The sequence below is a fragment of the Halorubellus litoreus genome, assembly GCF_055378595.1.
This window is the reverse complement of the sequence record NZ_AP043834.1, coordinates 353747-379018: the sequence shown is the minus strand read 5'-3', so window position 1 is coordinate 379018 and position 25272 is coordinate 353747. Positions and strand designations below refer to the sequence as shown.

General features: G+C 68.0%; 21 protein-coding genes. 8 read left to right on the top strand and 13 right to left on the bottom strand.

The window, feature by feature from the left end:
• The first annotated feature begins 64 nt into the window (after positions 1 to 64).
• Positions 65 to 2020 (top strand): PAS domain S-box protein, encoded by a 1956-nt coding sequence (locus ACZ48X_RS01705; RefSeq protein ID WP_336351305.1) that lies wholly within the window; start codon positions 65 to 67, stop codon positions 2018 to 2020.
• Between the two features lie 136 nt (positions 2021 to 2156).
• Entirely contained in the window at positions 2157 to 4493 is a 2337-nt protein-coding gene (locus ACZ48X_RS01700; RefSeq protein WP_336351306.1) for an AAA domain-containing protein, read from the top strand.
• Between the two features lie 77 nt (positions 4494 to 4570).
• On the opposite strand, the gene ACZ48X_RS01695 is transcribed toward ACZ48X_RS01700, so the two are convergent.
• Positions 4571 to 5578: a S1C family serine protease gene (locus tag ACZ48X_RS01695; RefSeq protein ID WP_379762713.1), complete on the bottom strand. Its 1008-nt coding sequence runs from the start codon at positions 5576 to 5578 to the stop codon at positions 4571 to 4573.
• Between the two features lie 223 nt (positions 5579 to 5801).
• Positions 5802 to 6230: a Rieske (2Fe-2S) protein gene (locus ACZ48X_RS01690; RefSeq protein ID WP_336351308.1), complete on the bottom strand. Its 429-nt coding sequence runs from the start codon at positions 6228 to 6230 to the stop codon at positions 5802 to 5804.
• A 134-nt stretch (positions 6231 to 6364) separates the two neighbouring features.
• On the opposite strand from ACZ48X_RS01690, the gene ACZ48X_RS01685 reads away from it, so the two are divergent.
• Positions 6365 to 6631 (top strand): hypothetical protein, encoded by a 267-nt coding sequence (locus tag ACZ48X_RS01685; protein WP_336351309.1) that lies wholly within the window; start codon positions 6365 to 6367, stop codon positions 6629 to 6631.
• A 133-nt stretch (positions 6632 to 6764) separates the two neighbouring features.
• On the opposite strand, the gene ACZ48X_RS01680 is transcribed toward ACZ48X_RS01685, so the two are convergent.
• From ACZ48X_RS01680 to ACZ48X_RS01670, 3 genes are read right to left on the bottom strand one after another with little or no spacing between them, the layout of a single operon-like run.
• A complete protein-coding gene (locus tag ACZ48X_RS01680) occupies positions 6765 to 6974 on the bottom strand; it encodes a helix-turn-helix transcriptional regulator (RefSeq protein WP_336351310.1) in 210 nt (69 codons plus the stop codon).
• Positions 6971 to 7378, bottom strand: coding sequence for a hypothetical protein (locus tag ACZ48X_RS01675; protein ID WP_336351311.1), 408 nt, complete (start codon positions 7376 to 7378; stop codon positions 6971 to 6973). Before ACZ48X_RS01675 ends, ACZ48X_RS01680 begins: the two co-directional genes overlap by 4 nt.
• A 17-nt stretch (positions 7379 to 7395) precedes the next feature.
• Positions 7396 to 7809 (bottom strand): DUF2178 domain-containing protein, encoded by a 414-nt coding sequence (locus ACZ48X_RS01670; protein ID WP_336351312.1) that lies wholly within the window; start codon positions 7807 to 7809, stop codon positions 7396 to 7398.
• A 289-nt stretch (positions 7810 to 8098) separates the two neighbouring features.
• On the opposite strand from ACZ48X_RS01670, the gene ACZ48X_RS01665 reads away from it, so the two are divergent.
• On the top strand, positions 8099 to 8680 hold the full coding sequence (locus ACZ48X_RS01665; protein WP_464379793.1) for a hypothetical protein: 582 nt from the start codon (positions 8099 to 8101) through the stop codon (positions 8678 to 8680).
• A 46-nt stretch (positions 8681 to 8726) separates the two neighbouring features.
• Here the strand turns inward: ACZ48X_RS01665 and ACZ48X_RS01660 are convergent, their stop codons facing one another.
• The 8 genes from ACZ48X_RS01660 to ACZ48X_RS01625 all read right to left on the bottom strand — a co-directional run bounded on the left by ACZ48X_RS01660 (position 8727) and on the right by ACZ48X_RS01625 (position 18626).
• Positions 8727 to 9608, bottom strand: coding sequence for an ABC transporter permease (locus tag ACZ48X_RS01660; protein WP_336351314.1), 882 nt, complete (start codon positions 9606 to 9608; stop codon positions 8727 to 8729).
• Between the two features lie 171 nt (positions 9609 to 9779).
• Positions 9780 to 10373, bottom strand: coding sequence for a hypothetical protein (locus ACZ48X_RS01655; RefSeq protein WP_336351315.1), 594 nt, complete (start codon positions 10371 to 10373; stop codon positions 9780 to 9782).
• An 89-nt stretch (positions 10374 to 10462) separates the two neighbouring features.
• Positions 10463 to 11344 (bottom strand): ABC transporter permease, encoded by an 882-nt coding sequence (locus ACZ48X_RS01650; protein WP_336351316.1) that lies wholly within the window; start codon positions 11342 to 11344, stop codon positions 10463 to 10465.
• Positions 11345 to 11423: 79 nt separating this feature from the next.
• Positions 11424 to 12740: a cytochrome P450 gene (locus tag ACZ48X_RS01645; RefSeq protein WP_336351317.1), complete on the bottom strand. Its 1317-nt coding sequence runs from the start codon at positions 12738 to 12740 to the stop codon at positions 11424 to 11426.
• A 77-nt stretch (positions 12741 to 12817) separates the two neighbouring features.
• Positions 12818 to 13612: a UbiA prenyltransferase family protein gene (locus ACZ48X_RS01640; RefSeq protein WP_464379792.1), complete on the bottom strand. Its 795-nt coding sequence runs from the start codon at positions 13610 to 13612 to the stop codon at positions 12818 to 12820.
• A gap of 242 nt (positions 13613 to 13854) precedes the next feature.
• Positions 13855 to 16491, bottom strand: coding sequence for an efflux RND transporter permease subunit (locus ACZ48X_RS01635; protein WP_336351319.1), 2637 nt, complete (start codon positions 16489 to 16491; stop codon positions 13855 to 13857).
• A 249-nt stretch (positions 16492 to 16740) separates the two neighbouring features.
• On the bottom strand, positions 16741 to 17601 hold the full coding sequence (locus tag ACZ48X_RS01630; RefSeq protein WP_336351320.1) for an ABC transporter permease: 861 nt from the start codon (positions 17599 to 17601) through the stop codon (positions 16741 to 16743).
• Positions 17598 to 18626 carry an ABC transporter ATP-binding protein gene (locus ACZ48X_RS01625; RefSeq protein ID WP_336351321.1) on the bottom strand — a complete coding sequence of 343 codons (1029 nt, stop codon included), beginning with the start codon at positions 18624 to 18626 and terminating at the stop codon, positions 17598 to 17600. The genes ACZ48X_RS01630 and ACZ48X_RS01625 overlap by 4 nt, the downstream gene beginning before the upstream one ends.
• Positions 18627 to 18735: 109 nt before the next feature.
• Here ACZ48X_RS01625 and ACZ48X_RS01620 point away from each other — a divergent pair, with 109 nt between their 5' ends.
• From ACZ48X_RS01620 to ACZ48X_RS01605, 4 genes are all read left to right on the top strand, one after another.
• Positions 18736 to 19410 carry a helix-turn-helix domain-containing protein gene (locus ACZ48X_RS01620; RefSeq protein ID WP_336351322.1) on the top strand — a complete coding sequence of 225 codons (675 nt, stop codon included), beginning with the start codon at positions 18736 to 18738 and terminating at the stop codon, positions 19408 to 19410.
• An 85-nt stretch (positions 19411 to 19495) separates the two neighbouring features.
• Positions 19496 to 21493, top strand: a complete 1998-nt coding sequence (locus tag ACZ48X_RS01615; RefSeq protein ID WP_336351323.1) for a prenyltransferase/squalene oxidase repeat-containing protein — start codon at positions 19496 to 19498, stop codon at positions 21491 to 21493.
• Between the two features lie 95 nt (positions 21494 to 21588).
• The gene (locus tag ACZ48X_RS01610) at positions 21589 to 22689 is read left to right on the top strand and encodes an SDR family oxidoreductase (RefSeq protein ID WP_336351324.1); all 1101 of its coding nucleotides are present in this window, start codon (positions 21589 to 21591) and stop codon (positions 22687 to 22689) included.
• A 427-nt stretch (positions 22690 to 23116) separates the two neighbouring features.
• The gene (locus ACZ48X_RS01605; RefSeq protein WP_464379791.1) at positions 23117 to 25117 is read left to right on the top strand and encodes an acetate--CoA ligase; all 2001 of its coding nucleotides are present in this window, start codon (positions 23117 to 23119) and stop codon (positions 25115 to 25117) included.
• The last annotated feature ends 155 nt before the right edge of the window (positions 25118 to 25272 follow it).

The window sequence follows — 25272 nt, the reverse complement described above, 5'->3', positions numbered from 1 at the left end:
CCCTCGCGGCCGATTCCGGCAATACAGGCCCACTGCTTTTGACGAACGGCGTCGTACGTCTTCCATGACACTACCCGTCCGCGTGCTGCTCGTGCCGGCAGCAAGCGAGAGCGCAGCGCGACTGCGCGCCGCCCTGGAACGCGAATCGGACTTCCTCAAGGTCGACGTCGCGGCGACCGCCGAGGAGGCGCTCGCGCGACTCGACGCGGACGTGTACGACTGCGTGCTCGCCGACCACCCACTCCCCGACGCCACCGGCCCGGAGTTCCTCGCCGCCGTCCGCGACCACCATCCCGTCCTTCCGTTCGTGCTCGCGACCGACGAGGGCAGCGAAGCGGTCGCGAGCGAGGCCGTCCGCCGGGGCGTCACCGACTACGTCCCGTCCCCGCCAGGTCGCCGCACCGCCAGGGAACTCGCACGGCGCGTCCGCGAAGCCGTCGAACGAACGCAGACCACGAGCATCCGAACCGACCGCGTCTCGCTCGACCCGTCGAGTCGTCGCGAGAGCGAACGTCGGTTCCGCGAGATAAGCGAACTGAGTCCCGACGCGATATTCCGCATCGAAGCGGACGGCACCATCCGGTACGTCTCACCCGCCGTCGAGAGCCTGCTCGGGTACGCGCCGGACGACCTCGTCGACGAGCAATTCCAAATGCTCGTCGACGCGGACAGCCTCGAGACGGCCGTCTCGGGGTTCCAGCGCGTCCTCGACGGCGACGTCGTCCACGACCTCCCCGTCGTCCTGCGACGCGAAGACGGCGTCCGTATCGACACCGAGGTCAGCGCCAGCCCCGTGTACCGCGGCGACGACGTCCACATCGTCCAGGGGTTCGCGCGCGACGTCACCGAGCGCCGCGTTCGCGAACGCCGCCTGCACCGCCAGGAGGCACTCCTCGAGAACAGCCCGGACGCGTTCTACGTCACCGACGCAGCCGGCGAGATAACGTTCCAGAGTCATCCGTCCGCGGACGTCCTCGGGTACGAACGGCGAGACCTCGAGGGCGAGAGCGTCCTCCAGTACATCCACCCGGACGACCGCCAGGACGTCCTCGCGGACTTCGAGTACCTCCTCGCGAACCCGACCGAAGCGGTGACGACCGAGTACCGCTACCGTAACCAGGACGGCGACTGGCGGTGGATGGAGAACCGCGCCGTGAACCTCCTCGAGGACCCCGACGTCGAAGGCATCCTCGCCGTGAACCGGGACGTGACCGAACGGCACCAGCGACAGCGCGAGCTCGAAGCGACGAACGAACGCCTCGAGCGGTTCGCGAGCGTCGTGAGCCACGACCTCCGGAACCCGCTCGCGGTCGCCGTCGGCGCCATCGACCTCGTCGCGATGGACTGCGACGACCCGCATCTGGACAGAGCATCCGACGCGCTCGACAGGATGGACGCCATCATCGAGGACGTCCTCGCGGTCGCGCGCCACGGCGAAGACCACCTCGACACGGCACCGGTCGACCTCCACGAGACCGTCCACCGCTCCCTCCGAACGCTCGACCTCGGCGACGCGACCGTGCACTTCGGCGAGAACACGACGCTCTGGGCCGACGAACGACGACTCAGTCAACTCCTCGAGAACCTCCTCCGGAACGCGGTCGAGCACGGCTCTCCCTGCTCCCGGACGGAGTCCGGGAACGCCGTGGAACATGGTTCCACGAGCAATCGGCCGGGGGCCGATGACGCCGTCGAGCACGAAGCAACGACCACCGACCGCGACGCGACGGGGGACTCGGACGCTCGGAGCGCCGTCGAGGACACCGCGGCCAGCGGCGACGTGACGATCACGGTCGGCGCGCTCGACGACGGATTCTACGTCGCCGACGACGGCCCCGGCATCCCCGAAGCCGACCGCGAGCGCGTCTTCGACACCGGCCACACGACCTCAGAGACCGGAACCGGACTGGGGCTCGCCATCGTCACCGACGTCGCCAGCGAGCACGGCTGGACCGTCAGCGTCGACGAGAGCGACGCAGGCGGCGCGCGCTTCTCCATCCACGGCGCCCGCACCGAGTGAGGTCGTCGCACGCACCGCGAGTGGGTTCTTCGCACGCACCGCGAGCGAGGATCTTCGCACGCGCCGGGCGAGTCGCCGGCCGCGAACGGAGCGCCTATACCGAACGGTCGATTCCGCACGGACGAGACGACTCGCCATGACGGAAGGAGACCACGGCCCGAGCGACGACCGGGTCGACGACCTCGACGACGCGTGGAGCGTCGCGGGCGCGTCGCTGTACCGCGCCGACGACGACCCTGGCGACCCGGAGCGATTCGGGGGAACGATGGGGGCGAGCGCGCTCGCGACGGCGCTGGACCGCGCCGCGGAGACGGTTCGGGAATCCCCGCCGGACGCGAAGGGATACGCGGTCCCGCTCCACGACGCCGACGGCCCGCGCGTCACCGACGAGTACGTGCTCTGGCGGCCCGAATCCGAGCAGTTCGGGTGGTACGACACCGGGTTCGGTATCGACGGCACGGTCCGGTTCGTCGACGTCGCCGACGCCGCGCGAACGACGGTCTGTGACCGCTTGCGGTTGTGGCATCCCGACGAGCAGGGCGACGTGGAACCCACGTCGAGCGAGGCCAGCGATAGCGACGACGCCGACGAGGATGCGGGCGCGGTGCCGCCGACGGTCGTCGACCCCGACGCGTCGCGGTCGCCCGACGACGTGGACGCGTTCTTCGACGACCTCCGGGCGACCGTGACCGCCGAGCGCGCCGCAGCCAGACGCGCGAATCGCGCCCGGCACCGGAACGCGACCCTGCGCGCGCTCGCGAACGAAGGCGTCGCAGCCGGGCCGTTCGTGTCGCTCGGGCGCGCGAACCGCGAGGACCACATCGGCGAGTTCGTCCTCCAACGCCCCGAGGGAACCACGACCGGCGCGCACGACGGGCGAACGGGACCGACGCTGCATCGCGACAGCGTCCTGCTCGTCGACAGCGACGACCACGACCCCGACCTGCCACTCGCCGTGCGCACGACCCGCGTCGACGACCCGGTCGTCCGCGTCAAACCCGCACGCGCCGGGGACGTTCCACTGGAGCGATTCGAGGACCTCCTCACGGACCGCGACCGCGACTTCTACCTCGCCCCGCTCCTGAACCCCGTCCCGTTCGAACGCCGGACGGACGCGCTCGACGCCGTCGCCGAACGCGACGCGAAACGCGCGCTGTTCGCGACGACACGCCCGATCCGCTTCGACGGCGACACCATGTCGACGCCGAGCACGCCACTCGACCTGAACGAGTACCAGGAACGCGCACTCAAGTGGGCCGCGGACGCCCAGGACGTCGCGCTCGTTCACGGCCCACCCGGAACGGGGAAGACCCGGACGCTCACCGCGTTCGTCCTGCACGCCGCGAGCCGCGGCGAACGCGTGCTCGTCACCGCGCACTCGAACCAGGCCGTCGACAACCTCCTCGTCGGCGACAGCACGCTCGACTCGCCCGAAGCCGGGACGCTCCACGCGTTCGCGACAGGCGCACAGGGCGACATCGACGTCGACGTCGCGCGCGTCGGCCGGCAGTCCACGAACGACGTCGTGAACCGCGAGTACGCGAGCGCGTCCGTCGCCACCGCCGACGTCGTCGCCGCCACCACGAACGGCGCCGCGCGCTTCGACGCGGACGCGTTCGACGTCGGCGTCGTCGACGAAGCGACCCAAGCCAGTCGCGCCGCGACCGCCATCGTCCTCGACGCCACCGAGCGCGTCGTGCTCGCCGGCGACCACCGACAACTCCCGCCGTACGCCGCCGTCGACGCCGACGCCGACGAAACCGACGCCGGTACTGACCCCGACCTCCGACGGTCGTGGTTCGAGGACGTCCTCGACGCGTACGGCGACGACGTCGCCGTCCTCCTCGGCCGCCAGTACCGGATGCACGACGCCATCGCCGCGTTCCCGAACGACGCGTTCTACGACGGCCGGCTCGAGACCGCCGCGAGGAACGCCGACTGGCGCGTCGACGACCGCGAGCCGCTCGTGGCCGTCGACGTCCACGGCCCCGAGCGCCAGGAGGACGGCGGCGACTCCTACTACAACCCGACCGAGGTCGACGCGGTCGCCGACGAGGTCACGGCGCTCGTCGACGGCGCACTCGACCCGGCCGACGTCGGCGTCATCTCGATGTACGCCGCGCAGGCCGACCGCATCCGCTCGCGACTCGCGAACGGCGACGTCCCCGGCGGCCGCCTCGTCACCGTCGACACCGTCGACTCCTTCCAGGGCGGCGAACGCGAGGCCATCGTCGTCTCGTTCGTCCGCAGCAACGACACCGGGAACAGTGGCTTCCTCGAGACGCCGACCGTCGGGCCACGCCGTCTCAACGTCGCCCTCACACGCGCCCGGAAACGCCTCGTCCTCGTCGGCGACTTCGACACCCTCGGCACCGTCGCCCCACACCGAACCCCCGAGGACTCCTGCGCGCACCTCTACCGCGAACTCGCTGCCACCGTCCGCGAACACGGCCGCATGCAGACCCGACACTGACCGAACCCGCTCGAGCTACTCGCTACCGCGCCAGGCCCTCGCGGCGGTCTGTCGTCGTCGACACCACCGCGACCACCTCACCCGCTCGCGCCCCTCCGGCGGCGCCCACGCCACCGCGACCGCTCACCAGGCGCTGGCCGTTCGTCGAGCGCGAACCGCTCGGTGACGCGCTCACCGTCCCGGAGCACCTCGACCGAGACGACCTGCCCGGGCTCGGTCTCCGTCACGAGGTACCGCGTGAGCTCCTCGTGGGAGTTCACCGGCCGCCCGTCGATACCGACGACCACGTCCCCACCGACCGGAACCTCGCGCCCCCGGACCGTCCGCGTTCCACTCGCAGGCACGAGGACGCCCGCCGCCGGCCCGTCACCGACGTCGACGACGAGCACCCCACCCGGTTCGTCGAGGTCGTTCCCCGCCGCGACCGTCGGCGACACGTCGAGCGTCCGGATGCGCGCGTACGAGTGCCCGACCTCGCCGTACTCGACGAGCGACGGCGCGACCCGACGCAGAATAGGGGCACTGATCGCGAACCCGATGTTGTCCCCGCTCCTCGCGCGATTCACACCGACGACGCGCCCGTCGAGGTCGACGAGCGGCCCGCCGCTGTTCCCCGGATTGATCGCCGCGTCGGTCTGGATGCTGTCCGGGATAGCGAACCCGTTCCCCGACGGCGACGACCGACTCGTCCCGGAGACGATACCGCGCGTCATCGTCCCATCCAACCCCATCGGGTTCCCGAACGCCGCGACCGCCGTCCCCGGCACTGGGTTCTCGCGAGCGACCGGGAGCGGCACCGCCTCCACGGGCAGGTCGTCGACGTACAGGACCGCCAGGTCCGTGTACGGGTCCACGCCGTCGACGGTCGCCGTCCGCCACTCGCCGCCACTGAATCGCACGTCGACTGCGTCAGCGTCCCGGACGACGTGCGCGTTCGTCACGACGAACCCGCGTTCGTCGAACACGAACCCGGACCCGGCACCACCGCTCGACCGGGGGTCGTCGGCGTCGGCGGTCAGGTACACCGACACAACCGACGGAATCGTCTCCCGATACAGCGCCGCGTACGTGGTTTCCTCGTCCATGTGGTAGGGGTCGCCGACGACCACGCACCTCGTCGTCGCCGCCGAACTAACCTCGGGTTAGCACCACTCGTATATACACCGCCCGGTAGCTGTTAGCACGCCACGAGATACATCGAGGACGGGCGACCAGACCGGCACCCACACCGCGAATACGAGTCACACTGACCAGTTACACTGAGTAGATACCCGAGCGACAGCGCCCGATTAACGCCTCAATACCCCCCTACAGGTTGATGTGCGACGTCGACGACGGCATGTCGTCATCGTCGTCGTCACCCTGCACCGGCCCCTCGTAGAGATACGTCAACTCCTCGTCCACCAAGTACACCTGCCCGTCCTCCACCACCACGTCCACGTCCGCGAGCGTCATCCCCTCCGCCTTCCCGCTATCACAGTCCCCCGAACACGTATCGAACGTCGACCCATGCCGCGGACAGATCATCTCCCCATCCCGCACCACCGCCCCAACACCCTCCCGCGCCAGCCGCTGATCGGGCTCGTGCACGCAGAAGTTCCGGAACGCCGCCACCCCATCCTCGCACGGCACCACCACCACCTCACCATCGTCACCGTACGAATCCCGAACCGCGAACAGGTACGACCCCGACTCGTGCACCGCCTCCACGCTCGTCACCCGCGTCCGCGCACTCATACCACCCACCACCAACCCATCGCACAAATCGTTTGGGCACCCCCCAGGGCTAGTGCGCACCGCACCGCGGCCGAGCCCTCGACCACGGGCTCGCGACGCCCGGGACGCAACGGGCGGCGCGGCGCGAGGGCGTCATGGGGCGGTGCGGGGAGGGTGCGGGGAGAAAGAGGGGTGCGGGGAGAAAGAGGGGTGCGGGGAGAAAGAGGGGTGCGGGGAGAAAGAGGGGTGCGGGTGTGGATAGTCACGAAGACGTACGCGACGAGCGGCGCGATGAGGCCGCGGCGGATGGGGAACTTGCCGACCACCCAGAGGAGGGTGCTGAGGGCGGGGACGGACCGGTCGAATTGGTGGGCGATGCAACTCCGGACGTGGTGGTGTGTGCGTCGGTCATCGGTGGGTGAATCCGTGTCGTGGCGTGTCGAGCGAGGCGGTCGCGTGGCTGGTGAGCGTCTCCGTTATTCGACGACTCGCTGTCGAGCGAGCGATGGTTTCTCTGGCGGTCCGTTTGCGTTCGTTTCTCGGGCGGGTCGGTGATCAGGCGGTCTCGGCGTCCGCCTCGAGCTCGAAGAGGTCTTCGACGAGGCAGTCGAAGTACGCGGCGAGCTTCAGTGCGAGTTCGAGCGACGGGTCGTAGCGATCGCGTTCGATGCTGTTGATGGTCTGCCGGCTGACGTCGACGGCGGCGGCCAGGTCGGCCTGACTCATGTCGGCGTCGGTCCGGTGCTCGCGGACGTGGTTCTTCATCGGCGGAGTCGCGTCACCCCGTACGCGAGCCCCCAGGCTGCCAGGACGGCCACCCAGCCGAGGAGGGCGCCGTCGACGAGCGGCGGTGCGTCGTAGATGCCGGCATCCGCGAGCGCGCTGAGGCCGGGGCCGAGGACGACGAGTGCAGCGACGACGGCGAGTATCGTGTGGTGGCTCGCGAGTTGTTCGAGGGCCACGTCGCGCTCGTCAACGACGACGTCGCTCCGGTAGAGAACGGCGAACGCGACGACGGAGAGCGTCCAGTACGTCGCGACGGCGACCACGTGATGTCCGAGGAGGTCGAGCGTGAGGAACGAGGTCATCGCGGCGGCGACGAGAGCGGCGAACAGGCGTCTGTCGCGGCGGCGGTTCGCGAGCGGGTCCGAGTCGTCGTCTCCGAGCATGGAAGTGAGTGAGTTCGTCATATCAGTCGTTGGTGGTACTGCACGGCGATTATGTAGACGCCGAAGACGCCGGCGAGCGCGGACATCGCCCCCCAGAACGCCTCGGGAGCGGCCGCGACGTCCGCGGCCTGGAGTGCAGCCATCCCCGGTGCACCGGCGATGAGTGCGAACGCGGCGACGGTGAGCGTCGTGCCAGCGCCCTTCGCCATGATCTCGTGGTCTCGTTCGTCGTACGAGTCCGCGTCGGTGAGTGACCCGTACGCGATGAACCCGAGGTAGCACAACCAGTAGAGGCCCACGCTGACGAGCGGGTAGTCGAGCGCGAGGCCGGCGAGGTACGCGACGCACCCGAGGGCGACGAGCCCCCAGATGACGCGCCTGTTGCGCTTCCGGGCGACGAGCGGGTCGTGGTCGAGTTCGCGTTCGAACATGGCGGTAGTGGAAAGCTCGTTTGTCGTAAAGTATGCTTTACACCACAGCCGGTGTGACCCAATTATAAAATTCCTTCGCTCCGGGGTCCATCCCCCCAAAGCTCGCCCAGCACGACGAGGAAGCATTCACCCGGCCAGGAGGCATGACAGGAACCGAACGCTTTTGTTTCGTGCTAATTGTATTTGAATCAATGTCTTGGACGACTGGTTTTCGTGTCGGTCGCCCCGAGCCGACGCCACCCCGAACGCGGACAGCCTTCTTCCTCGCTACCGACGACGGAGGCCATCGATGAGAACGGTCACAGTGGACAAATACCGCTGCAACAAGCACGACACACTCGTCGTCGACGCCACACAGTACGTCCCCGACCGGCACGCGTTCACCAGATATCACTGTCATCGCGACAGCGGCGTCACCCATCCAGACGCAGCAACGAACGGTGCCGCAGTCGCGCTCTTCTGCGCGCTGGAACCCCAATACTCGCCGCCCAGGACCGTTGTCACCGCCGTCCGCAAGGACGGGGGCGCGACCAACCCAACCACGAACGAGACGGTCCACGCTGCTACGTGGGCGCTCGACCAGGTCGACGCAGACGACGTCATGCTCGACACCTTCGCGGGCACGCGGAGAGCCAGCGCCGACGAGGACGGCGTCGCCGTCGAAATCACTGACGGTCCCGGACGGCCGCTCGAACAAGACAGCCGTCTATGGGATCCGTTTGAGATCCACGCCGCTGCCCATCGTGGAGCTGCCACGCACGTCTTCCAGACGACCGTCCCCGTTCGCTCTCCGATGGACACGACCGACGTCAAGGACGACACTGAAGCGGTCGAACCCACGCCCGAAACGACAGCGCACGCCTCACGCTAACTCCCAACGAAGAACCCGGGGCACGCACAATCCTCGCACTCGGTCGTTACGCGCCAGCGTCGTCGCCGAAACGAGCCATCAGTGACGCGGTGAACGCACCACAGACGAACGTCAGCGCCGCAAGGAGACACACCGCGGGAACGAACGCGCCCAGAATCGGCCCGAGGCCGGACACAGAGACGACCGTCACTGCGTCCCCGCCCAGAACGAGCGCGCGAACCGCGTCGACCGCGTACGACACCGGATTCACGGCGGCGACCGCTCGAACCCAATCCGGGAACGCTCCGAGTGGCAGCAACCCGGAGGAGAGGAACAGTAACGGGAACTGGAGGAGGTTCGCGACCGCGATGATGACTTCCTCGGTCTCCACGACGAGCGCGATGGCGTTCGAGACCGCCATGAACCAGAGCGCGAATAGCACGGCGACGAGGACGATGCCGACGACGCCCAGCAACCCCGTCTCGATCCGCGCGCCGATAGCGACGCCGAGCGCGACGACGACGAGCACCTGGACGACGATCCGAGCGAGTTCCGCCGCGGCCTTCCCGGCGAACACCGCCCCGGTACTCATCGGCGACACGAGCACCTTCTCGAACATCCCCGACCGGATGTCGTCGAACGTCCCGACCCCAGACGAGATAGCCGCCGCCAGCGCCGCCTGCACGACGACCGCCGGCAGCAGGAACGTGACGTACTCGACGGATTCGAGCCCCGTCTCCGCGAGTGCTGCAGCACCGACCGCGCGGAACACCTCCGTGAACAAGAGGAGAGCCACGATGGGTTGCACGAGGACGACGACGATGACGAACGGGTTCCGGAGCGCCTTCCGATGCCATCGCTTGCAGTTCGCCCACGCGTCGCCGACGAACGAGTTCCCGTCCCGTGGTGCAGGGCCGTCGTCGCCAGCTGTCGCCGCAGTCCCGCTCATGGTCGCCCGGTGACCTCGCTCTCGGTCGGTCGCGTCGAGCGTTCCCGTCCCCGTTCCTGTTCCGGATTCACGTCCCCAAGCTTCAACATCGTCGACAAACACGTATTCTTCCCGTTAAGACCCTTCGAAAAATACCTAGTTGGCGTCCCGCAGCTCGGAAGTAGTCCGGCGTCAGTTCTCGAGCGAGACCGCGAACGGACTGTCCGCATCCGAGTCCCAGCCGAGCAACACGAACGCGACCGCCCCAGCCGCCAGCGACAGCGCAACCAGGACGTCCACCGCGCCGAATCCCTCCCGGGTCACGGCGACCACGACCCTGAACGCCGGTATCGGCAGGAGAACCGCGAGCACCCGACGCTGCGTCGCGAGATACAGTAACGTTGCGGTGGGGATGATGACGCCACCGGAGAGCGTGAAAACCGTCCGTGCCGGGAGCCACACGAGCACACTCACCGCGGCAACGAGCGCCCATCCCTGAACGAGCGACGACCAGTCGAACCAGCGCCAGACCGCGTACATGAGTACGGCGACCGCGAGCAACGCCACGCCCTGGAGAACGTTCACCAGGTCCCCGTCGATCGGTTGCGCTTCGAGCGCCATCGCCAGCAGGAAGCCGGCCACGTCGATGCCCAGCACCGCGAGGAGATGATTCCGTAAGCGACCGCCGCCCCCCCATCGCCACCCGAGGTACGCCATCACCGGGAACAGCATCGGGAGCAGGAACCGCGGTTGCGTCGCCAGATCGGCCAGCCTGAACACGTCCATCTTCTTTTCTACACACCTCTTTCCTCCGTAATCATACAACGGTTACGGTCCAATCTGACGCGCTCGACACCCCCCGAGGGCGACTGCGCTCAGACGAACGTCGACGCGTCGACCCGGTCGACGTACGCCACGAGGAGCCCGCCGAACGCGACGTTCAGTCCGACCAGGACAACAACCGCGACCAAGACCGGATCGAGGATGCCACCGAACCACGACACCTCGACCACCATCGGCACGCGACGACCGAGGACGAGCGCGCGAAGGGCGTCCACCGCGTACGTCACCGGATTCACCGTCGCGAACGCGCGAATCCATCCCGGCAGCGCCGACAGCGGGAGGAACGCCGAGGAGAGGAACAACAACGGGAACTGGAGGAGGTTCGTCCCCGCACTGATCGACTCCTCGTCGGTCGTCACCACCCCGAGCGCGTTCGAGACGATCATGAACCAGAGCGCGACCAGCAGACAGATGACGAGAACGGCGACGACACCGAACGCACCCGTCGCGACCTCTCCACCGACCGCAACCGCGAGCGCGAGCACGACGAGCACCTGCACGACGATACGGAGGAACTCGGACATGCCCTTCCCCGCGAACACCGCCGTCGTCCGCATCGGACTGGCGAGTACCTTCTCGAACATCCCGCTCTCGATGTCCGTCACCAGTCCGATACCGGACGTCAACGCAGACGCGAGCGACACCTGCATGACGACCGCCGGCACGATGAACGTCACGTAGTTCACGCCCTCGAACCCGGTGTCAGCGAGGACGATCGACGCGGCACCGCCGAAGACCAATCCGAACATCAAGAGCGTCAGTATCGGTTGGACGAGCGAGACGATGATGACGAACGGACTCCGCATCGTCTTCACGTTCCACCGGCGGAAGTTCGCGACCACGTCCCGCCGCAGTGACCGCTCGCAACCACCCACGGTCTCGGACTCCGACGCGTCCGCACGCGGCGAACTCACCGCGCGACCACCCCCGTCGCAGGCCAGTCGTCCTCGCGAGCTCGGTTCGCGGGTCCCCAGCCGCGTCCTCGAATGGAGGTCATCGCCGCTGGACGGTCGCCACGTGTTCGGTCGCGGGCCGAAGCGTCATCGACGGCGTGAACTCGATGTCGCCGTCGACGGACACGTCCAGGTCGACGCGACCGACCATCTCCGCGAGTGCGATGACCATCTCCTGACGCGCCACCTTCTTCCCCGGACAGAACCGCGGGCCGCCACTGAACGGGAAGTACGAGAACTGCGGTCTGTCGAAGTCGCCCTGCCATCGCGACGGATCGAACGACTCCGGGTCCGTCCAGAAGCGCTCGTCGCGATGGGGGACCCACTGCGGAAGGATGAACTGCGTTCCCTCGTCGAACTCGTAGCCGCCGACGGTCACCGACTCGGTCGCCATCCGGTTGACGCCGACGGTCGGCGGGTAGAGCCGGAGCGTCTCCGAGAGCACGTGCTGGGCGAGCTCCAGTTCGTCGACGTCTGCGGGTTCGAGGGCGTCCCCGTCGACGACGCGGTCGTACTCGTCGCGGAGCGACTCGAGGACCGACGGGTGCTCGTCGAGCAACCGCCAGGCGTGCATGAGCGACCCGCCCGGGGAAGAGGTTCCGGCGAGGAGGAGTCCGACGAGGTTGTGTCGCACCTCGACCGTCGAGAGCACGCCCCTGTCTGCTGCTTTCAGAAGGAGCGAGCAGACGTCTTCACCCTCGGATTCCCCTCGTCGTTCCTGGATGCACTCCTCGACGTACTCGTCGAGAGTGCGGACGGACTGCTCGAACCGGCGGTCGGTCGGCGTCGGCACCCAGTCCGGGAGGTAGCGACCGATCCGCCGGAGGTTCGCGCGGTCGATGAGTGCGTCCGACGCGGAGATGACGACGTCCTCGTCCCCGCGGATGTCGATGCCGAGGAGCGTATCGGTGAGCATCCGCATCGTGAACACGCGCATCTCCTTGTGGAGGTCGAACGTCTCGCCGTCGGACCACGCGCGGACCGACTCGACGGCTTCGTCGATCATCCGCTGTCGGTACGCCTCCACGGTGTCCCCCGTGAACGCCGGTCCCATCGCTTTCCGGCGTCGCCGCCAGTCCTCGCCCGTGGACATGTTCACGGCGTTGTCCGTGATGCCAGCGAAGCTCTCCTGTTGAGCGGGACCGATGGTGAAGCTCCCGTGCTTCTTCACGAGGATCTCCTGAATCATGTCCGGGCCGGTGACGAGGTAGAACGACTGTATGGGCGTGTCCACCTCGACGATGTCGCCCTTGTTTCCGAACGTCTCTATCGCGTCGATAGGGTCCCGTGCGTACTCCAGGGCGTGCCCCAAGAACGGCGTGCCCTCGGGCTTCGGCGGGGACTGCGCGTCTGACATGGAACGGGCTACCGGACGGAACCGTATATTACTACTGATATAGGAGCGTTGAAATTATGTTCGTGTCGGGTCTTCGGTCACGTCGACGCCGTTCCCGAGCCGTCCCGTTCCCCTCGGAAGTTCGTCTCGAGCGTTCCGAAGAACCAGAGCGACCCGAGGTGGCAGGCCAGCAGCGCGAGGACGACGGGACTCCCCGAGAGCACCACGAGGACGAGCGTGCCGAGGGACTTGAGCGCCACCTCGGCCTGCTTGGTCCGTCGACACCCGAACCGCGAGGCGAGCGTGACCTTCCCCGCCTCCCGGTCGCCCTCGACGTCCTTCGCGTTCCGCGCTTCGAGACCGGCGAAGACGATGAGGAACCACCCACTGAACAGTCCGGCGGCGTCGGCTACGGAGACCGACAGCGGCGAAATGAACACGAAGATGAACACGAGCATGTACCCCCACGTGAACGCGACCGCGAGCGAGTCGAGGGGGAGCGGGACCGTCTTTATCTCGTCGTAGAGCGCGAGGACGACGAGGGGGACGTGCGCGAGCGCGACCGTCGCGACGCCGGTCACGTCCGGGGAGAACACTGTCGCGAACAGCGATAGTTCGAACAGGAGGAACGTCACCACTCCGAGCCCGACGAGTTCCGCGTGGTACTTTCGGACGAGTGCTGTTCGCCCCGGGTTGTTTATCTCGTCCTCCTCGGTCACGTCGAGCCTGTCGACGACGTAGATGAGCGTCATCACGGCGGTGGCGGTCACGAACCCCTCGCCTGCCGCGAAGTACCCGCCGCCGAGGTACACCGCCGAGATGACGAGTATCAGCACCGAGTTGACGTTCAGGTACAGGCTGCAACTGACGACGAGGTCGTAGATATCGCTCACGGTGTACTTCGGCCCCCTCATCGTTCCGTGCCCCCCGGTTCGCCGTCGGCCGTCGGCCAGTTCGGCGAAGCAGCCCCAGAGCCCTCTTTCGGTTCTATCCCCCACGAGTTCGCACACCCGCACCCTTTTAATTTCACAGCGAGAGCTAGTAATAACAATCACTATTTGTATCTGTTGGATAGTAGGCTAGTTATTAAATAAATTAATACTAGTATGTAAAAATATATACCGAGAAGATACTGTCAGTCGTCCGAAGCCGAAGGCGTCGCCTTCGCCGGGAGAGTGGTCTCCGACCGGTACCGCGACCAGAGTTCGAGGAGGCTCGGCTGCACGTACACGCTCGCGACGAACGAGTACACGATACCGATGGCGAGCACGATACCGAACTGCCGGAGTGCCGGCAGCAGCGCGAACGAGAGCACGCCGAACCCGGCCGCGGTCGTCATCGCACTACTGAACAACGCACTGCCGGTCCCAGTACTCGTCCGCTGCAACGCCGTCTCGGAATCAGTCTCCCCCTCGAACTCCTCGGCGAACCGCTCGCTGACGTGGATGGCGTAGTCCACGCCCAACCCGACCGAGATGCTTCCGACCAGCGCCGTCGTGAGTCCGATCGGGATGGACAACAACCACATCGTCCCGAGCAACCACGTCACACTACAGAAGATGGGGAGGAGCGTGACCAGACCGAGCGACGCCGCCCCCTCACGGACGTGGAAGATGACGGTCAGCAACACGAGCACGACACCGAGCGTCAACGTCAGACTCTCGATGACAGTCGTCGCCAGTCCGTCGTTCAGGTTCTTCGACGTGACCGGCGACCCGGTCGCGATGACCGACACGCCGTCCGCGTCCTCCATCGTCTCCGCAGCACCGTACAGCGGCGCCACCGCCGCATCCCGGTCGAGGTTCCCGTTCACCGCGATACGGACGAGCAAGCCGTCGTAGGTGCCGTCGTCGCTCCGGTGGAGCGTCCGCGCGGCGAGGCGCGGAGTCGTCTCGTAGAACGCGTCGTAGACCGACGCGACGTTCCGGTCCGGAACGCCGTTCCCGTCCGTGTCCGCCGCGTGGAACGTCGCGTTGAACGAATCGTTCTGGGAGGCCGCAGTCCGCATCGCCGTCACCGGCGTCACGACCACCGGGTCGCCGTCAGGCCCCGTCAACACGGCGTCTGACGACTCCGCGACGTCGGTCGCACGCGTCACGTCGTCGAGGACCGCCGCCGACGTCACGTTCCCCTCGACGTACACGTACCCCTGCTTGTCCGGCGTCTGGAAGTTCCCGTAGATGAACCGGCGGTTCTCCTTCAGGAAGTACTCGCTCGGCTGGACCGCCTCCGGGAGGTCCTCCGTCCACGCCGGCGGGTCGTCCGCCATGAACGACGTCTCCGGCGTCGCGATGTCGACCTGGGTCGCGCCGACCGCACCGCCGGCCGTCACGAGCGCGACCAGCACCAACACCGCGACCGGCGCCCGCGTTGCCGCCGACGCGCCGCCACGCAGGAGTCCGCTGACGGTCTCGTTCGACCCGAGCGAGGACGGCCGCCGGTCCAGTCCGACGCGTGCAAGCAGCGAATCCACGCCGACCTTCAGTGCCGGCACGAGCAGGCCGAACACGCAGAGCGTCGCCAGGATACCGATCGCCGAAACCACGCCGAACATCCGGATGTCCCCCATCTGACTCGTGAGGTTCGCGAGGAATCCGATGGCGGTCGTCGCCGTCACGAGCGCGAGCGCGGGCCCGACCCCGACGAGCGACCGACGCATCGCCGTGGCCGGCGACGCCGCCTCGTCCGCTCGCTCCTCGCGGTACCGCATCACCACGTGGAGCGCGTAGTCGACCGACAGCCCGATGAGGAGTATCGGCACCGCGATCATCGTCTGTCCGAACGCGATACCGAGCCACCCCATGAGCCCCATCGTCCACGCGAGGACGACGCCGATGCCGAGGAGGCCGAGGACGATGTCGACGGGGTCACGGTAGGCTATCGAGAGCACGACCAGGACGAACAGCAGTGCGAGCGGGCCGAGTATCGCGAGACTATCCGAGATGGCCGTCGACTGCTGACCGCTCATCAGGCCGCCGCTGTAGAGGTAGTACTGCTGGCCGTCCGACCGGTCCTTCGCGAGTTCTCTCGCCGCGACCTGCCCGTCGGTCACGCGCTCGGGGAGGGCGACCTCGACGGCGACGTCACCGCCGGTCTCCTGGACGACGACCACGAGGTGCGTATCCGCGGTCGTCGACCCGGGCTCGTAGGACTGCGGGAGCAAGCGCAGTGCCGCGCGTTTCCCCGGCGACGACCGGTCCGGGTCGAGGACGCGCTCCACGACCGTCGACACCTGGGACGCGTTCATCGATTCGAGTTGCGTTATCTGTTCGTCGAGCGTCGGCGGCTCCGGGCGAGCAGACGCGTTCTCGCTCGCGTCGATGTCCGTGCGCTCGGAGTCCGTCCAGTCCGTGAGGACGGGGTCTGGGAGCGTTCGCTCGCGCTCCGCTGCGACCGCTGCCCGAGCGACGACGTTCGCCACGCTCGCGGTCGCCTGATCGCCAGCGAGCGTCCGGTTCAGCGTTCGGTTCTGGTGGAGTGACCGCTGGTAACGGAGCGTCGAGAGCAACGACCCTCTCGACAACGCGTTCCCGGTGTCGTTGCGGACCGCGACCATCGTGACGGTCGTGTTCGACCCCTGGTCGGAGAACCGCTGTTCGACCTCGTCGTACGCTTCTCTGGCGGGTGAGTCGCCGGATAACCCGCTTATCGACGAGGACTCCTCGACGTCGGCGAGGCCGGCGCCGAAGACCCCGGTCAGGACGAGCATGACGGCGACGACGATGGCCGGATGGTCGGTGGCCACCGACGCGAGTCTGTCTATCGTCGACATCGATGGCCGGTACTCACCTGGTTCGTCACGGTCGCGTCGGACTGTCCGTCTGGTCGGTGCGTCGCTGGTGTCGGTCGGCGTCGCGCTCGCTCCTGGCGAGCACGGCCGCAGCGCAGGCGACTATATGCGAATTTTCTCCCCATTATATTTCAAGTTATTTTACTTCTCAAATAAGAAGTTTTCGTCCCAGTGGTGCGTTCCAGATGGCGCCAGTCTGGCGCTCGATGCCGTGGTCGCGTTCGATGGCCCTCACTCCGCTTCGGCGCTGCTCGCTCGCGAGAGCAACGACACCGTGATAGCACCGAACACGACGTTCAACCCGACGAGTACCGCGAACGCCGGGACGAGCGTGTCGTACATCCCGCCGAACCGGGAGACGGTGACCACGGTCATGACGTCCTCGCCGAGGACGAACGCGCGGACCGCGTCCACCGCGTACGTCACCGGATTGAACGTCGCTATCAGTTCGACCTCCGACGACATCGGGATGAACGCCGGCGAGAGGAACAACAGCGGGAACATGAACAGCATCGAAGCAGCGTTCAAAACCTCCTCGTCGCGCGTGACGAGCCCGATGACGTTCGAGATGGACATGAACAGCAGCCCGACGAGGAGGCACACGACGACGATGCCGAGCACCCCCGGCACGCCGGTCGTCACGTCCGCACCCATCAGCACCCCCAGGCCGAGGACGGCGAGCAACTGGAGGACGATACGCGCGAGCTCGGACGCGGCCTTCCCCGCGAACACGGCCGTCCACGTCATCGGCGTCACCACGACCTTCTCGAACATCCCGCTCTCCAGGTCGCTCACGAGCCCCATCCCGGACGTGAACGCGGACCCCATCGTCGCCTGCAGGAGGACCGCGGGCAGCAGGAACGTGACGTACTCCACGCCCGCGAACCCCGCACGTTCCAGCGCGAACCCGCCGACGTCGCCGAACACCGCGGTGAACAGGAGTAGCGAGAACACCGCGACGACGATCTCGAGGACGAACGCCGTCGGGTTCCGGACCGTCTTCCGGTTCCAGCGCTTGAAGTTCACCCAGGCATCGCCGAGGACCGAGTTCCCCGTGTTCGGGCCGACGACGTCTGCGTCGGGCGTACTCATCGACTCGCCTCCGCCGGCTCGGCGTCCGCGTCGAGGTCGGCGACGTCCTCGTCCGCGATGGCGAGGAACACGTCGTCGAGCGTCGCCTCCTCGATGTCGAACCCGGTGACCGTATGGCCGGCGTCGCGGAGTTCGACGAGGAGTTCGGTCCCGACCTCGTTCGCGCGCTGGGTCGTCACGCGAACGCTCCCCGAACCGCACTCGACGGTCGAGTCGGCGTCCAGGACGTCGCAGTCGCGGGCGACGTCCGCCGCGGCCGTGACCGATGACTCGTCACCAGCCAGGTCGACGCGGAGCACCTGCCCGCCGACGCGGCGCTTGAGCGACTCCGGCGACCCGTCCTCGACGAGTTCCCCGTCCTTGATGACCGAGAGCCGGTCGCACAGCGAGTCCGCCTCCTCGAGGTACTGCGTGGTGAGGAACACGGTCGTCCCCTGGTCGTTGATCCGCCGGAAGTAGTCCCAGAGGCGGTTGCGGGCCTTCGGGTCCAAGCCGGTGGTCGGTTCGTCGAGGAACACGAGTTCGGGGTCGTGGACGAGTGCCGTCGCCGCGTCGAGACGTTTCTTCATGCCGCCGGAGAACTGTTCGGCTGGCCGGTCGGCGACGTCCGCGAGGTCGGCGAGCGCGAGGAGTTCGTCGATGCGGTCGTCGCGGTGCTCGCTCGGGACGCCGTACGCCTCGCACGCGAACCGGAGGTTCTCGCGGGCGGTCAGTTCCTCGTCGACGCTGACCGCTTGGGCCATGTACCCGATGGACCCTCGTACCGCCGTCCGTTGCTCGGTCGCGTCGTAGCCGTTCACGCGGACGGTGCCCGTGGTCGGTTCCAGTAGCGTCGCGAGTATCTTTATCGTCGTCGTCTTCCCGGCGCCGTTCGGGCCGAGGAACCCGAAGAACTCGCCTTCCGGGATGGAGAACGTGATGTCGTCGACGGCGGTCGTGCCGTCGGCGTACCGGAAGGTGAGGTCTTCGACGTCGATGGCAGGTGCCTCGTCGGTCGGGCGGTCGGTGTCGTTCGTCCCAGTCATTAATTCTTGGTCGGCCATCTGTTGGAATAATGTATCGGTTCGGGATACGAGAACGTTCTGCGAGGCATAGAAACCGGTTTTTTAAGGACGTCTCTCGTGGGTGGCAGCGATGAAGCGCCTGCGAGCAACCGCCCGGATGGCTGCCGAGGACGCACCGAAGTTCTACAACCTCCTCGCGAACTCGCGGGACGTCGACGAGGCACGGCTTCTGGACGTGAACACGACGATGGACGGCGTGGAGACGCTCCTGTTCGCCATCGACGGGGACACGTCGACGTTCGAGCGCGAGGCCACCGACTCGCCGGGCATCGAGTCCGTGGAGGTCGCTTCGAGCGACGGCGAGTGGGCGTACGCGCTCGTCGTCATGCGGCCGGCCGAGACGCCGCTGTTCGGCGCGCTCCAGCGACTCGGTCCACAGGCCGGGCTCGTCATCCGGACGCCGATAGTGTACCGCGACGGCGAGGTCCAGTGTCGCGCGGTCGGCGACCCGGCGCCGCTGCAAGCTGCACTGGACGTCGCGCCCGACGCGTTCGAGGTCCGCATCGACGAGGTCGGGTCGTTCCGTGGAGTGCTCGACGACCCGCGGAACGCGCTGAGCGACCGCCAGCTCGAGGCCGTCCGGGCCGCGCATCGCCTGGAGTACTACGGGCAGCCACGCGGCGCGACCCACGAGGACGTCGCGGCCGAGCTCGACTGTTCGCCGGCGGCCGCCAGCGACCACCTCCAGCGTGCGGAGGCGAAGCTGGTGGACGCCGTCCTCGACGACCTCGGACCCGACGTCTGACCGCCAACGCGCCCCCTCTGAGTTTTTATTCATAGTGCAGAGCGTAATCGTAAGGTTATTTGCTGCGTTATGAAATGTTCGCGGCATGCACTACGCACCTCGCATCCCCCGGCGAGCGTTCCTCGGCGGGGTCGCGACCACGATCCCGAACGTCGACGTCGCGACGTTCGAAGGAGAGGGGACCGACGACGACACGACCGCCGATGGAGGACCGACCGGGTCGGTCGACGTCTCCGACGGCGACGTCGCGGACGCCATCGAAGCCTCGCACGAGTACCTGTTCTCGAACCGTCGCGGCACGAACCAGCTGGGCGGACGGACGTTCCGCCACTGGGAGACCCACATCCTCGGCCTCAACGAGAACGGCAAGTACAGACAGACGCTGTACTACGCGATACTGCTCGAGCATCTCGACCGCCGCGAGGACGTGAAGGAACGCTGCATCTCGTTCCTGCTCGACGCTCGCGAGGACGGCGGTGGCTGGGGGGACGTCACGACGAACTACGGCGCGCTGCTCCTGTTCGACCTCGCCGACGATTCGCGGTACGACGACGTGGTCGCGGACATCGAAGCGGAGAACGAACGCGAAGGGTTCGAGTTCGCGCCGACGGTGTCCGACGGCGACGACGTCGACACCGGACTCACCTACGACATGCGAGTGATGTACGCGGCGCTCTCCGACGCGTACAGCTACGAGGAGCTGTTTCCGCTCGACGCACCCCTCGAGATCGGTCGACTCATGGCGTACACGGAGGCGTTCGACGGTGACACCATCTCTGCGACCGGTCAGAGCTTCCGGCAGTCGTTCGTCGCCGCCATCTGCGCGCACTTCCTCATCGCCTCGGAGAAGAAGCGGTCGTTGAGCGAACGCGACCGGAAGCTCCGCCCGCTCCTGAAGCGCGTGCTCATCAGTCGCCGCCTCAGTAGCGGCGTGTGGGCGACGTCGATGGTGTCGGTTCTCGCGATCCTCGCGCTCCGCGAGACCGGCGTGTCGCCTGCCGGCGAGGACGCCGTCCGGTATCCCGTCGACTGGATCGCGCGGAACCGCGTGACCGACGCGGGCCGCGTGGAGATATGGAACCTCCCGACGTGGGACACCGCGAAGGTCATCGACGCGCTCCTCGCGTCCGGACTGGACACGGACGACGAGCGCGTCCGCGAGGCCGCACAGTGGCTGTACAACGCTCGCGTCCCCGAACACGCCGCCAAACCGATAAACGCGAAGCTCGACCGGCCGATGGCGACGTACAGGAATCACCAGGGCGACGGCTGGGGGTACCGGGAGAACATCTACAGCGACTGGGACACGACGTCGATGTGCATGGAGGCGCTCGCGCCGTTCATGGCGCCCCAGATGGGCGCTGACGCGGAGTTCCTGCTTGACGTCCAGAACAGCGACGGGAGCTGGTCGACGTTCGCGAAGGACTTCGACCCGCTCGACGACGCCGTGGAGGACGCGGTCCGCGACCGGTTGCATCCCGCGGTCTTCCGGCGGTTCTTCGGTCGGAACCGAGCGACGGACGTCACGGGCGGTGCGCTCTCGGCGCTCGGGAAACTCGGGTACACGGTCGGGAACTCGCAGGCGGTCCGCGACGCGGTCTCGTGGCTGGAGGACGCGCGTTCGGACAACGGGATGTGGGTCGCCATCTGGGGGCAGGCGTTCACGTACGGGACGGCGCGCGTGCTCCGCGGGTTCCGCGAGGTCGGCGTCGACATGGACCGCGACGTCGTACAGGACGCCGTCTCGGTCCTCCGAGAGAAGCAGAACGACGACGGTGGATGGGGCGAGGAGAGCAGTTACGCGGCGGAACAGGACGACCCGATGGACGTCCCGTACGAGCCGGACGAGTCGACGCCGGAGCAGACTGCGTGGGCGCTCCAGGCGTTGTTCGCCGCGGGCGTGTCACCGAACTCGGACGCGGTCCAGCACGGCGTGAACTACCTCCTCGAGACGCAGCGCGACGACGGTTCGTGGCCGGTGAGCCTCGTCATGTACAACTGGGGTGGGCCGAAGTACAGTACGGCAGCGACCACGCAGGGGACGGCCCTGAAGGCGCTCGGTTCGTTCCGGTCCGCGCAGTAACGTCGACGCGGTTCCGGCGACAGCACCTCCGCGGTCGGCGGCGTCGACGCGGTTCCGGCGACAGACCCTTCACACGGGCGGCCGACGACACGGCCATGTCAGACGATACGGTCTTCCTCACCGGTTTCCCGGGATTCCTCGGGAGCGCGCTCGTCGACCGTCTCCTCTCTCGCGGCGAGCACGTCACCTGCCTCGTCCAGTCGAAGTTCCGCGACCTCGCCGAGGACCGCCGCGACGACCTCGAACGCGAGCACGGCGTCGACGACGCCATCGCGCTCGTCGAAGGCGACATCACCGAGCCCGACCTCGGACTCCCCGACGACGGCGAGTTCGCCCGGGACGCGCTCGCGGACCGGACGACCGAGGTGTATCATCTCGCGGCCGTCTACGACCTCGGCGTCGACCGCGACTTCGCGATGGCCGTGAACGTCGACGGCACCGAGCGCGTCCTCGACTTCTGTCGCGCCTGCGACCCCTTCGACCGACTCCACTACGTCTCCACGTGCTACGTCAGCGGCCGCTATCCCGGTGAGTTCACCGAGGACATGCTCGTCGAAGGGCAATCGTTCAACAACCACTACGAGTCCACGAAGTTCCTCGCGGAGGTCCGCGTACAGGACGCGATGGACGACGGCCTCCCGGCGACGGTGTACCGGCCGAGTATCGCGGTCGGCGACAGCGAGACCGGCGAGACCCAGAAGTACGACGGCCCCTATCACGTCATCAGGTACTTCCTCGACCAGCCCGGGGTCGCGGTCGTCCCCGAGTTCGGTGACCCCGGTGCGGTCGAGGTGAACGTCGTCCCCCGGGACTTCGTCGTCGACGCCATCGACGCCATCAGCGCGCGCGAGGACACCCGCGGAGAGGTCTATCAGCTCGCGGACCCCGACCCGCCCTCGGTCGCGGAGATGCAGGCCGCGTTCGCCGCGGCGGCGAACACGTGGACCGTCGACGTCCGCTTCTCGAAGGCCGCGTTCCAGTGGTTGCTCCGCGAGGTCGACGCGTTCCGGGACTGGACGGGTATCGACCCCGCTATCGTCGACTACTTCACGCATCCGACGCGCTACGACACGACCGAAGCGAGCGCGGTCCTCGCCGACGAGGGCATCGAGTGCCCGGACTTCCGCGAGTACGCGCCCCGGCTCGTCGACTACGTCCGACGGCATCCGCACGTCGGGAACGACGCGATGACGTGACCGCCACGAGGCGGTCGTTCGTTCGACACCCGTTCCCGCCGTCCGTCGGGACGAGCGGACTCAAACGACCGTTTGAGTGAACGTGTCCTTGAAGTGAGATGCCGTGGTAGCATCAGGTGGTGCTTCGGTCCGCCTGACCGAATCGCCGGCGCGACAGCCCATCGCTGCCGGCCGCACGCCCGAGTCGACCGCCCATCGACTCCGGGGGAAGCGGCTGGGGCGCCTGCCAGGACGCCTCGGCCAGACGGAGCACCAGCCTGTCTGACACACCGCGTCGACGCGGCGCACTTGCCCTGCCCGCCGCGTCGACGCGACCGCACTCTTCGTCGTTACCCGTCGTCGATACCCGCGGGTCTCGCGGCCGAACGCGAGCCGTATCGCCAGAGGGAGGCCAATCCTTAAGCGAGCGAGCGAGTAAGCAGGAGTGATGACGGCATCCGACGGCTCTTCGCCCGACGACCGGACGCTCGTTCCGCCACCGGCGGCGTTCGAGGGGCGTGTAACGCCGACCTCGGACGACAGGGCGTCGTTCGACGCGGACTGGCCGGACGCGTGGGCGACGGCCGCGAACGCGCTCGACTGGACCGTCGATTACGAGCGCGTTCTCTCCTCGGCCGCCGACGGCGGCCCGCCGTTCGAGTGGTTCCAGGGCGGTGAGTTGAACGCGTGTGCGAACTGCGTCGACCGCCACCTCGACGACCGCGGTGAAGCGGTCGCGCTGGAGTGGAACGGTCACCTGGGGGAGTCCCGGACGTACACGTACCGCGAGCTCCACCGCGAGGTGAACGCGGTCGCCGCCGGACTCCGCGACCTCGGTGTCGGCGAGGACGACGTGGTGACGACGTACCTCCCGGCGGTGCCCGCGGTCGTCGTGACGATGCTGGCGTGCGCTCGCCTCGGCGCGGTCCACAACGTCGTGTTCGCGGGGTTCTCCGCGGACGCGCTCGCGACGCGGATGGAGCGCGCGGACTCGCGGTACCTCGTGACGAGCGACGGCTACTATCGGCGCGGGGAGGCGGTCGACCAGCGCCGTCGCGCTGACAACGCGACGATGTCGCTGTCGTACGACCTGGACGCGACGGTCGTCGTCGACCGCCTCGGGACCGACCCGGACGTCGACCGCGAGAACCGGTACGCGTACGACGCGCTCGTGGACGCGAACCGCGACGCGACCGTGGCGCCGGTGGCGCGCGCGGCGACGGACCCGCTGTTCCGCATCTACACGTCGGGGACGACCGGCGAGCCGAAGAGCGTCACGCACACGACGGGCGGGTACCTCGCGCAGGTGGCGTGGTCGACCGGGCGCGTCCTCGACGTTACTGCGGACACGACGGTGTGGTCGACGGCGGACCCGGGGTGGATCACGGGGCACTCCTACGGCGTGTACGGGCCGCTCGCGCTCGGCGCGACGACGGTGCTGACGGAGTGGAGTCCGGACGCGGTCGACCGCGACCGCCCGTGGGCGCTCGTCGAGGCCCTCGACGTGGAGGTGTTCTACACCGCGCCGACGGTCGTCCGGTCGTTCGCGAAGTGGGGCGCGGAGTACCCTGAGCGGCACGACCTCTCGAGTCTCCGCGTCCTGGGGAGCGTCGGCGAGCCGTTCGACGCGGAGACGTGGGCGTGGTACTTCCAGCACGTCGGCGGCGGCGACTGTCCGGTCGTGGACACGTGGTGGCAGACGGAGACGGGCGCGGTCCTCCTGTCGACGCTCCCGGGCGTCGACGACGCGAAACCGGGGTCCGTGGGGCGGCCGCTCGCGGGCGTGTCGGTCTCCGTCCGCGACGGTGCGGGCGACCCGGTCGAGCCGGGCGTTCGCGGCTGGTTGACCGTGGACCGGCCGTGGCCCGCGATGGCGCGCGAGCTCGCGACCGGGACGGCGTGGGGCGAGCGCGTGGCGGTGGAGTCGGGCGCGCTCGACGACGGGGACGCGGGCTCCGAGGAGGACGGTGGCGGCGGCGCGGCCGACGGGTGGTGGTATCGGGTCGGCGACGAAGCGGTCGTGGACGACGCGGGGTACGTGACGGTGCTGGGTCGCGCGGACGACGTGGTGAACGTCGACGGGCGTCGGTTCAGTACGGGCGAGATCGAGCACGCGCTCGTCGAGGTCGACGGCGTCGCGGAGGCGGCGGTCATCGCGCGCGACGACCCGGACTCGGGGAACGCGCTCGTCGCGTACGTCACGACCGACGACGACCGCACCGACGTGTCGACGCTCCGGGACGCGCTCGACGACGCGGTCGCGGCCGCCATCGGCGCGGGCGTGCGCCTCGACCAGGTCGTGTTCACGCCGGACCTCCCGAAGACGCGCTCCGGGAAGATCATGCGTCGCCTCCTCGAGGACATCGCGAACGGCGAGTCCTACGGCGACACGAGCGCGCTCCGGAACCCCGAGGTCGTCGGGGAACTGGAAGCGCGCCACGACGACTGACGACGGTCGACGCCGAGAACCACGTTCTCACGGCCGGCCTCCTCGCTTCGGACACGTTTCTCGACGACCAGCGAGCCGACCCCCCGCCCCCCACCCATCGTTTCGTGGTCAACAGAGAAGCGAAACAAATCGGCGCATCTATTCGAGCAGTCCCG

What these genes read in the sequence shown, in the direction of transcription:
- ACZ48X_RS01705 (WP_336351305.1), top strand. Translation starts at nt 65, where the DNA reads ATGACACTACCCGTCCGCGTGCTGCTCGTGCCGGCAGCAAGCGAGAGC.
- ACZ48X_RS01700 (WP_336351306.1), top strand. Translation starts at nt 2,157, where the DNA reads ATGACGGAAGGAGACCACGGCCCGAGCGACGACCGGGTCGACGACCTC.
- ACZ48X_RS01695 (WP_379762713.1), bottom strand. Translation starts at nt 5,578, where the DNA reads ATGGACGAGGAAACCACGTACGCGGCGCTGTATCGGGAGACGATTCCG.
- ACZ48X_RS01690 (WP_336351308.1), bottom strand. Translation starts at nt 6,230, where the DNA reads ATGAGTGCGCGGACGCGGGTGACGAGCGTGGAGGCGGTGCACGAGTCG.
- ACZ48X_RS01685 (WP_336351309.1), top strand. Translation starts at nt 6,365, where the DNA reads ATGGGGCGGTGCGGGGAGGGTGCGGGGAGAAAGAGGGGTGCGGGGAGA.
- ACZ48X_RS01680 (WP_336351310.1), bottom strand. Translation starts at nt 6,974, where the DNA reads ATGAAGAACCACGTCCGCGAGCACCGGACCGACGCCGACATGAGTCAG.
- ACZ48X_RS01675 (WP_336351311.1), bottom strand. Translation starts at nt 7,378, where the DNA reads ATGCTCGGAGACGACGACTCGGACCCGCTCGCGAACCGCCGCCGCGAC.
- ACZ48X_RS01670 (WP_336351312.1), bottom strand. Translation starts at nt 7,809, where the DNA reads ATGTTCGAACGCGAACTCGACCACGACCCGCTCGTCGCCCGGAAGCGC.
- ACZ48X_RS01665 (WP_464379793.1), top strand. Translation starts at nt 8,099, where the DNA reads ATGAGAACGGTCACAGTGGACAAATACCGCTGCAACAAGCACGACACA.
- ACZ48X_RS01660 (WP_336351314.1), bottom strand. Translation starts at nt 9,608, where the DNA reads ATGAGCGGGACTGCGGCGACAGCTGGCGACGACGGCCCTGCACCACGG.
- ACZ48X_RS01655 (WP_336351315.1), bottom strand. Translation starts at nt 10,373, where the DNA reads ATGGACGTGTTCAGGCTGGCCGATCTGGCGACGCAACCGCGGTTCCTG.
- ACZ48X_RS01645 (WP_336351317.1), bottom strand. Translation starts at nt 12,740, where the DNA reads ATGTCAGACGCGCAGTCCCCGCCGAAGCCCGAGGGCACGCCGTTCTTG.
- ACZ48X_RS01635 (WP_336351319.1), bottom strand. Translation starts at nt 16,491, where the DNA reads ATGTCGACGATAGACAGACTCGCGTCGGTGGCCACCGACCATCCGGCC.
- ACZ48X_RS01630 (WP_336351320.1), bottom strand. Translation starts at nt 17,601, where the DNA reads ATGAGTACGCCCGACGCAGACGTCGTCGGCCCGAACACGGGGAACTCG.
- ACZ48X_RS01625 (WP_336351321.1), bottom strand. Translation starts at nt 18,626, where the DNA reads ATGACTGGGACGAACGACACCGACCGCCCGACCGACGAGGCACCTGCC.
- ACZ48X_RS01620 (WP_336351322.1), top strand. Translation starts at nt 18,736, where the DNA reads ATGAAGCGCCTGCGAGCAACCGCCCGGATGGCTGCCGAGGACGCACCG.
- ACZ48X_RS01615 (WP_336351323.1), top strand. Translation starts at nt 19,496, where the DNA reads ATGCACTACGCACCTCGCATCCCCCGGCGAGCGTTCCTCGGCGGGGTC.
- ACZ48X_RS01610 (WP_336351324.1), top strand. Translation starts at nt 21,589, where the DNA reads ATGTCAGACGATACGGTCTTCCTCACCGGTTTCCCGGGATTCCTCGGG.
- ACZ48X_RS01605 (WP_464379791.1), top strand. Translation starts at nt 23,117, where the DNA reads ATGACGGCATCCGACGGCTCTTCGCCCGACGACCGGACGCTCGTTCCG.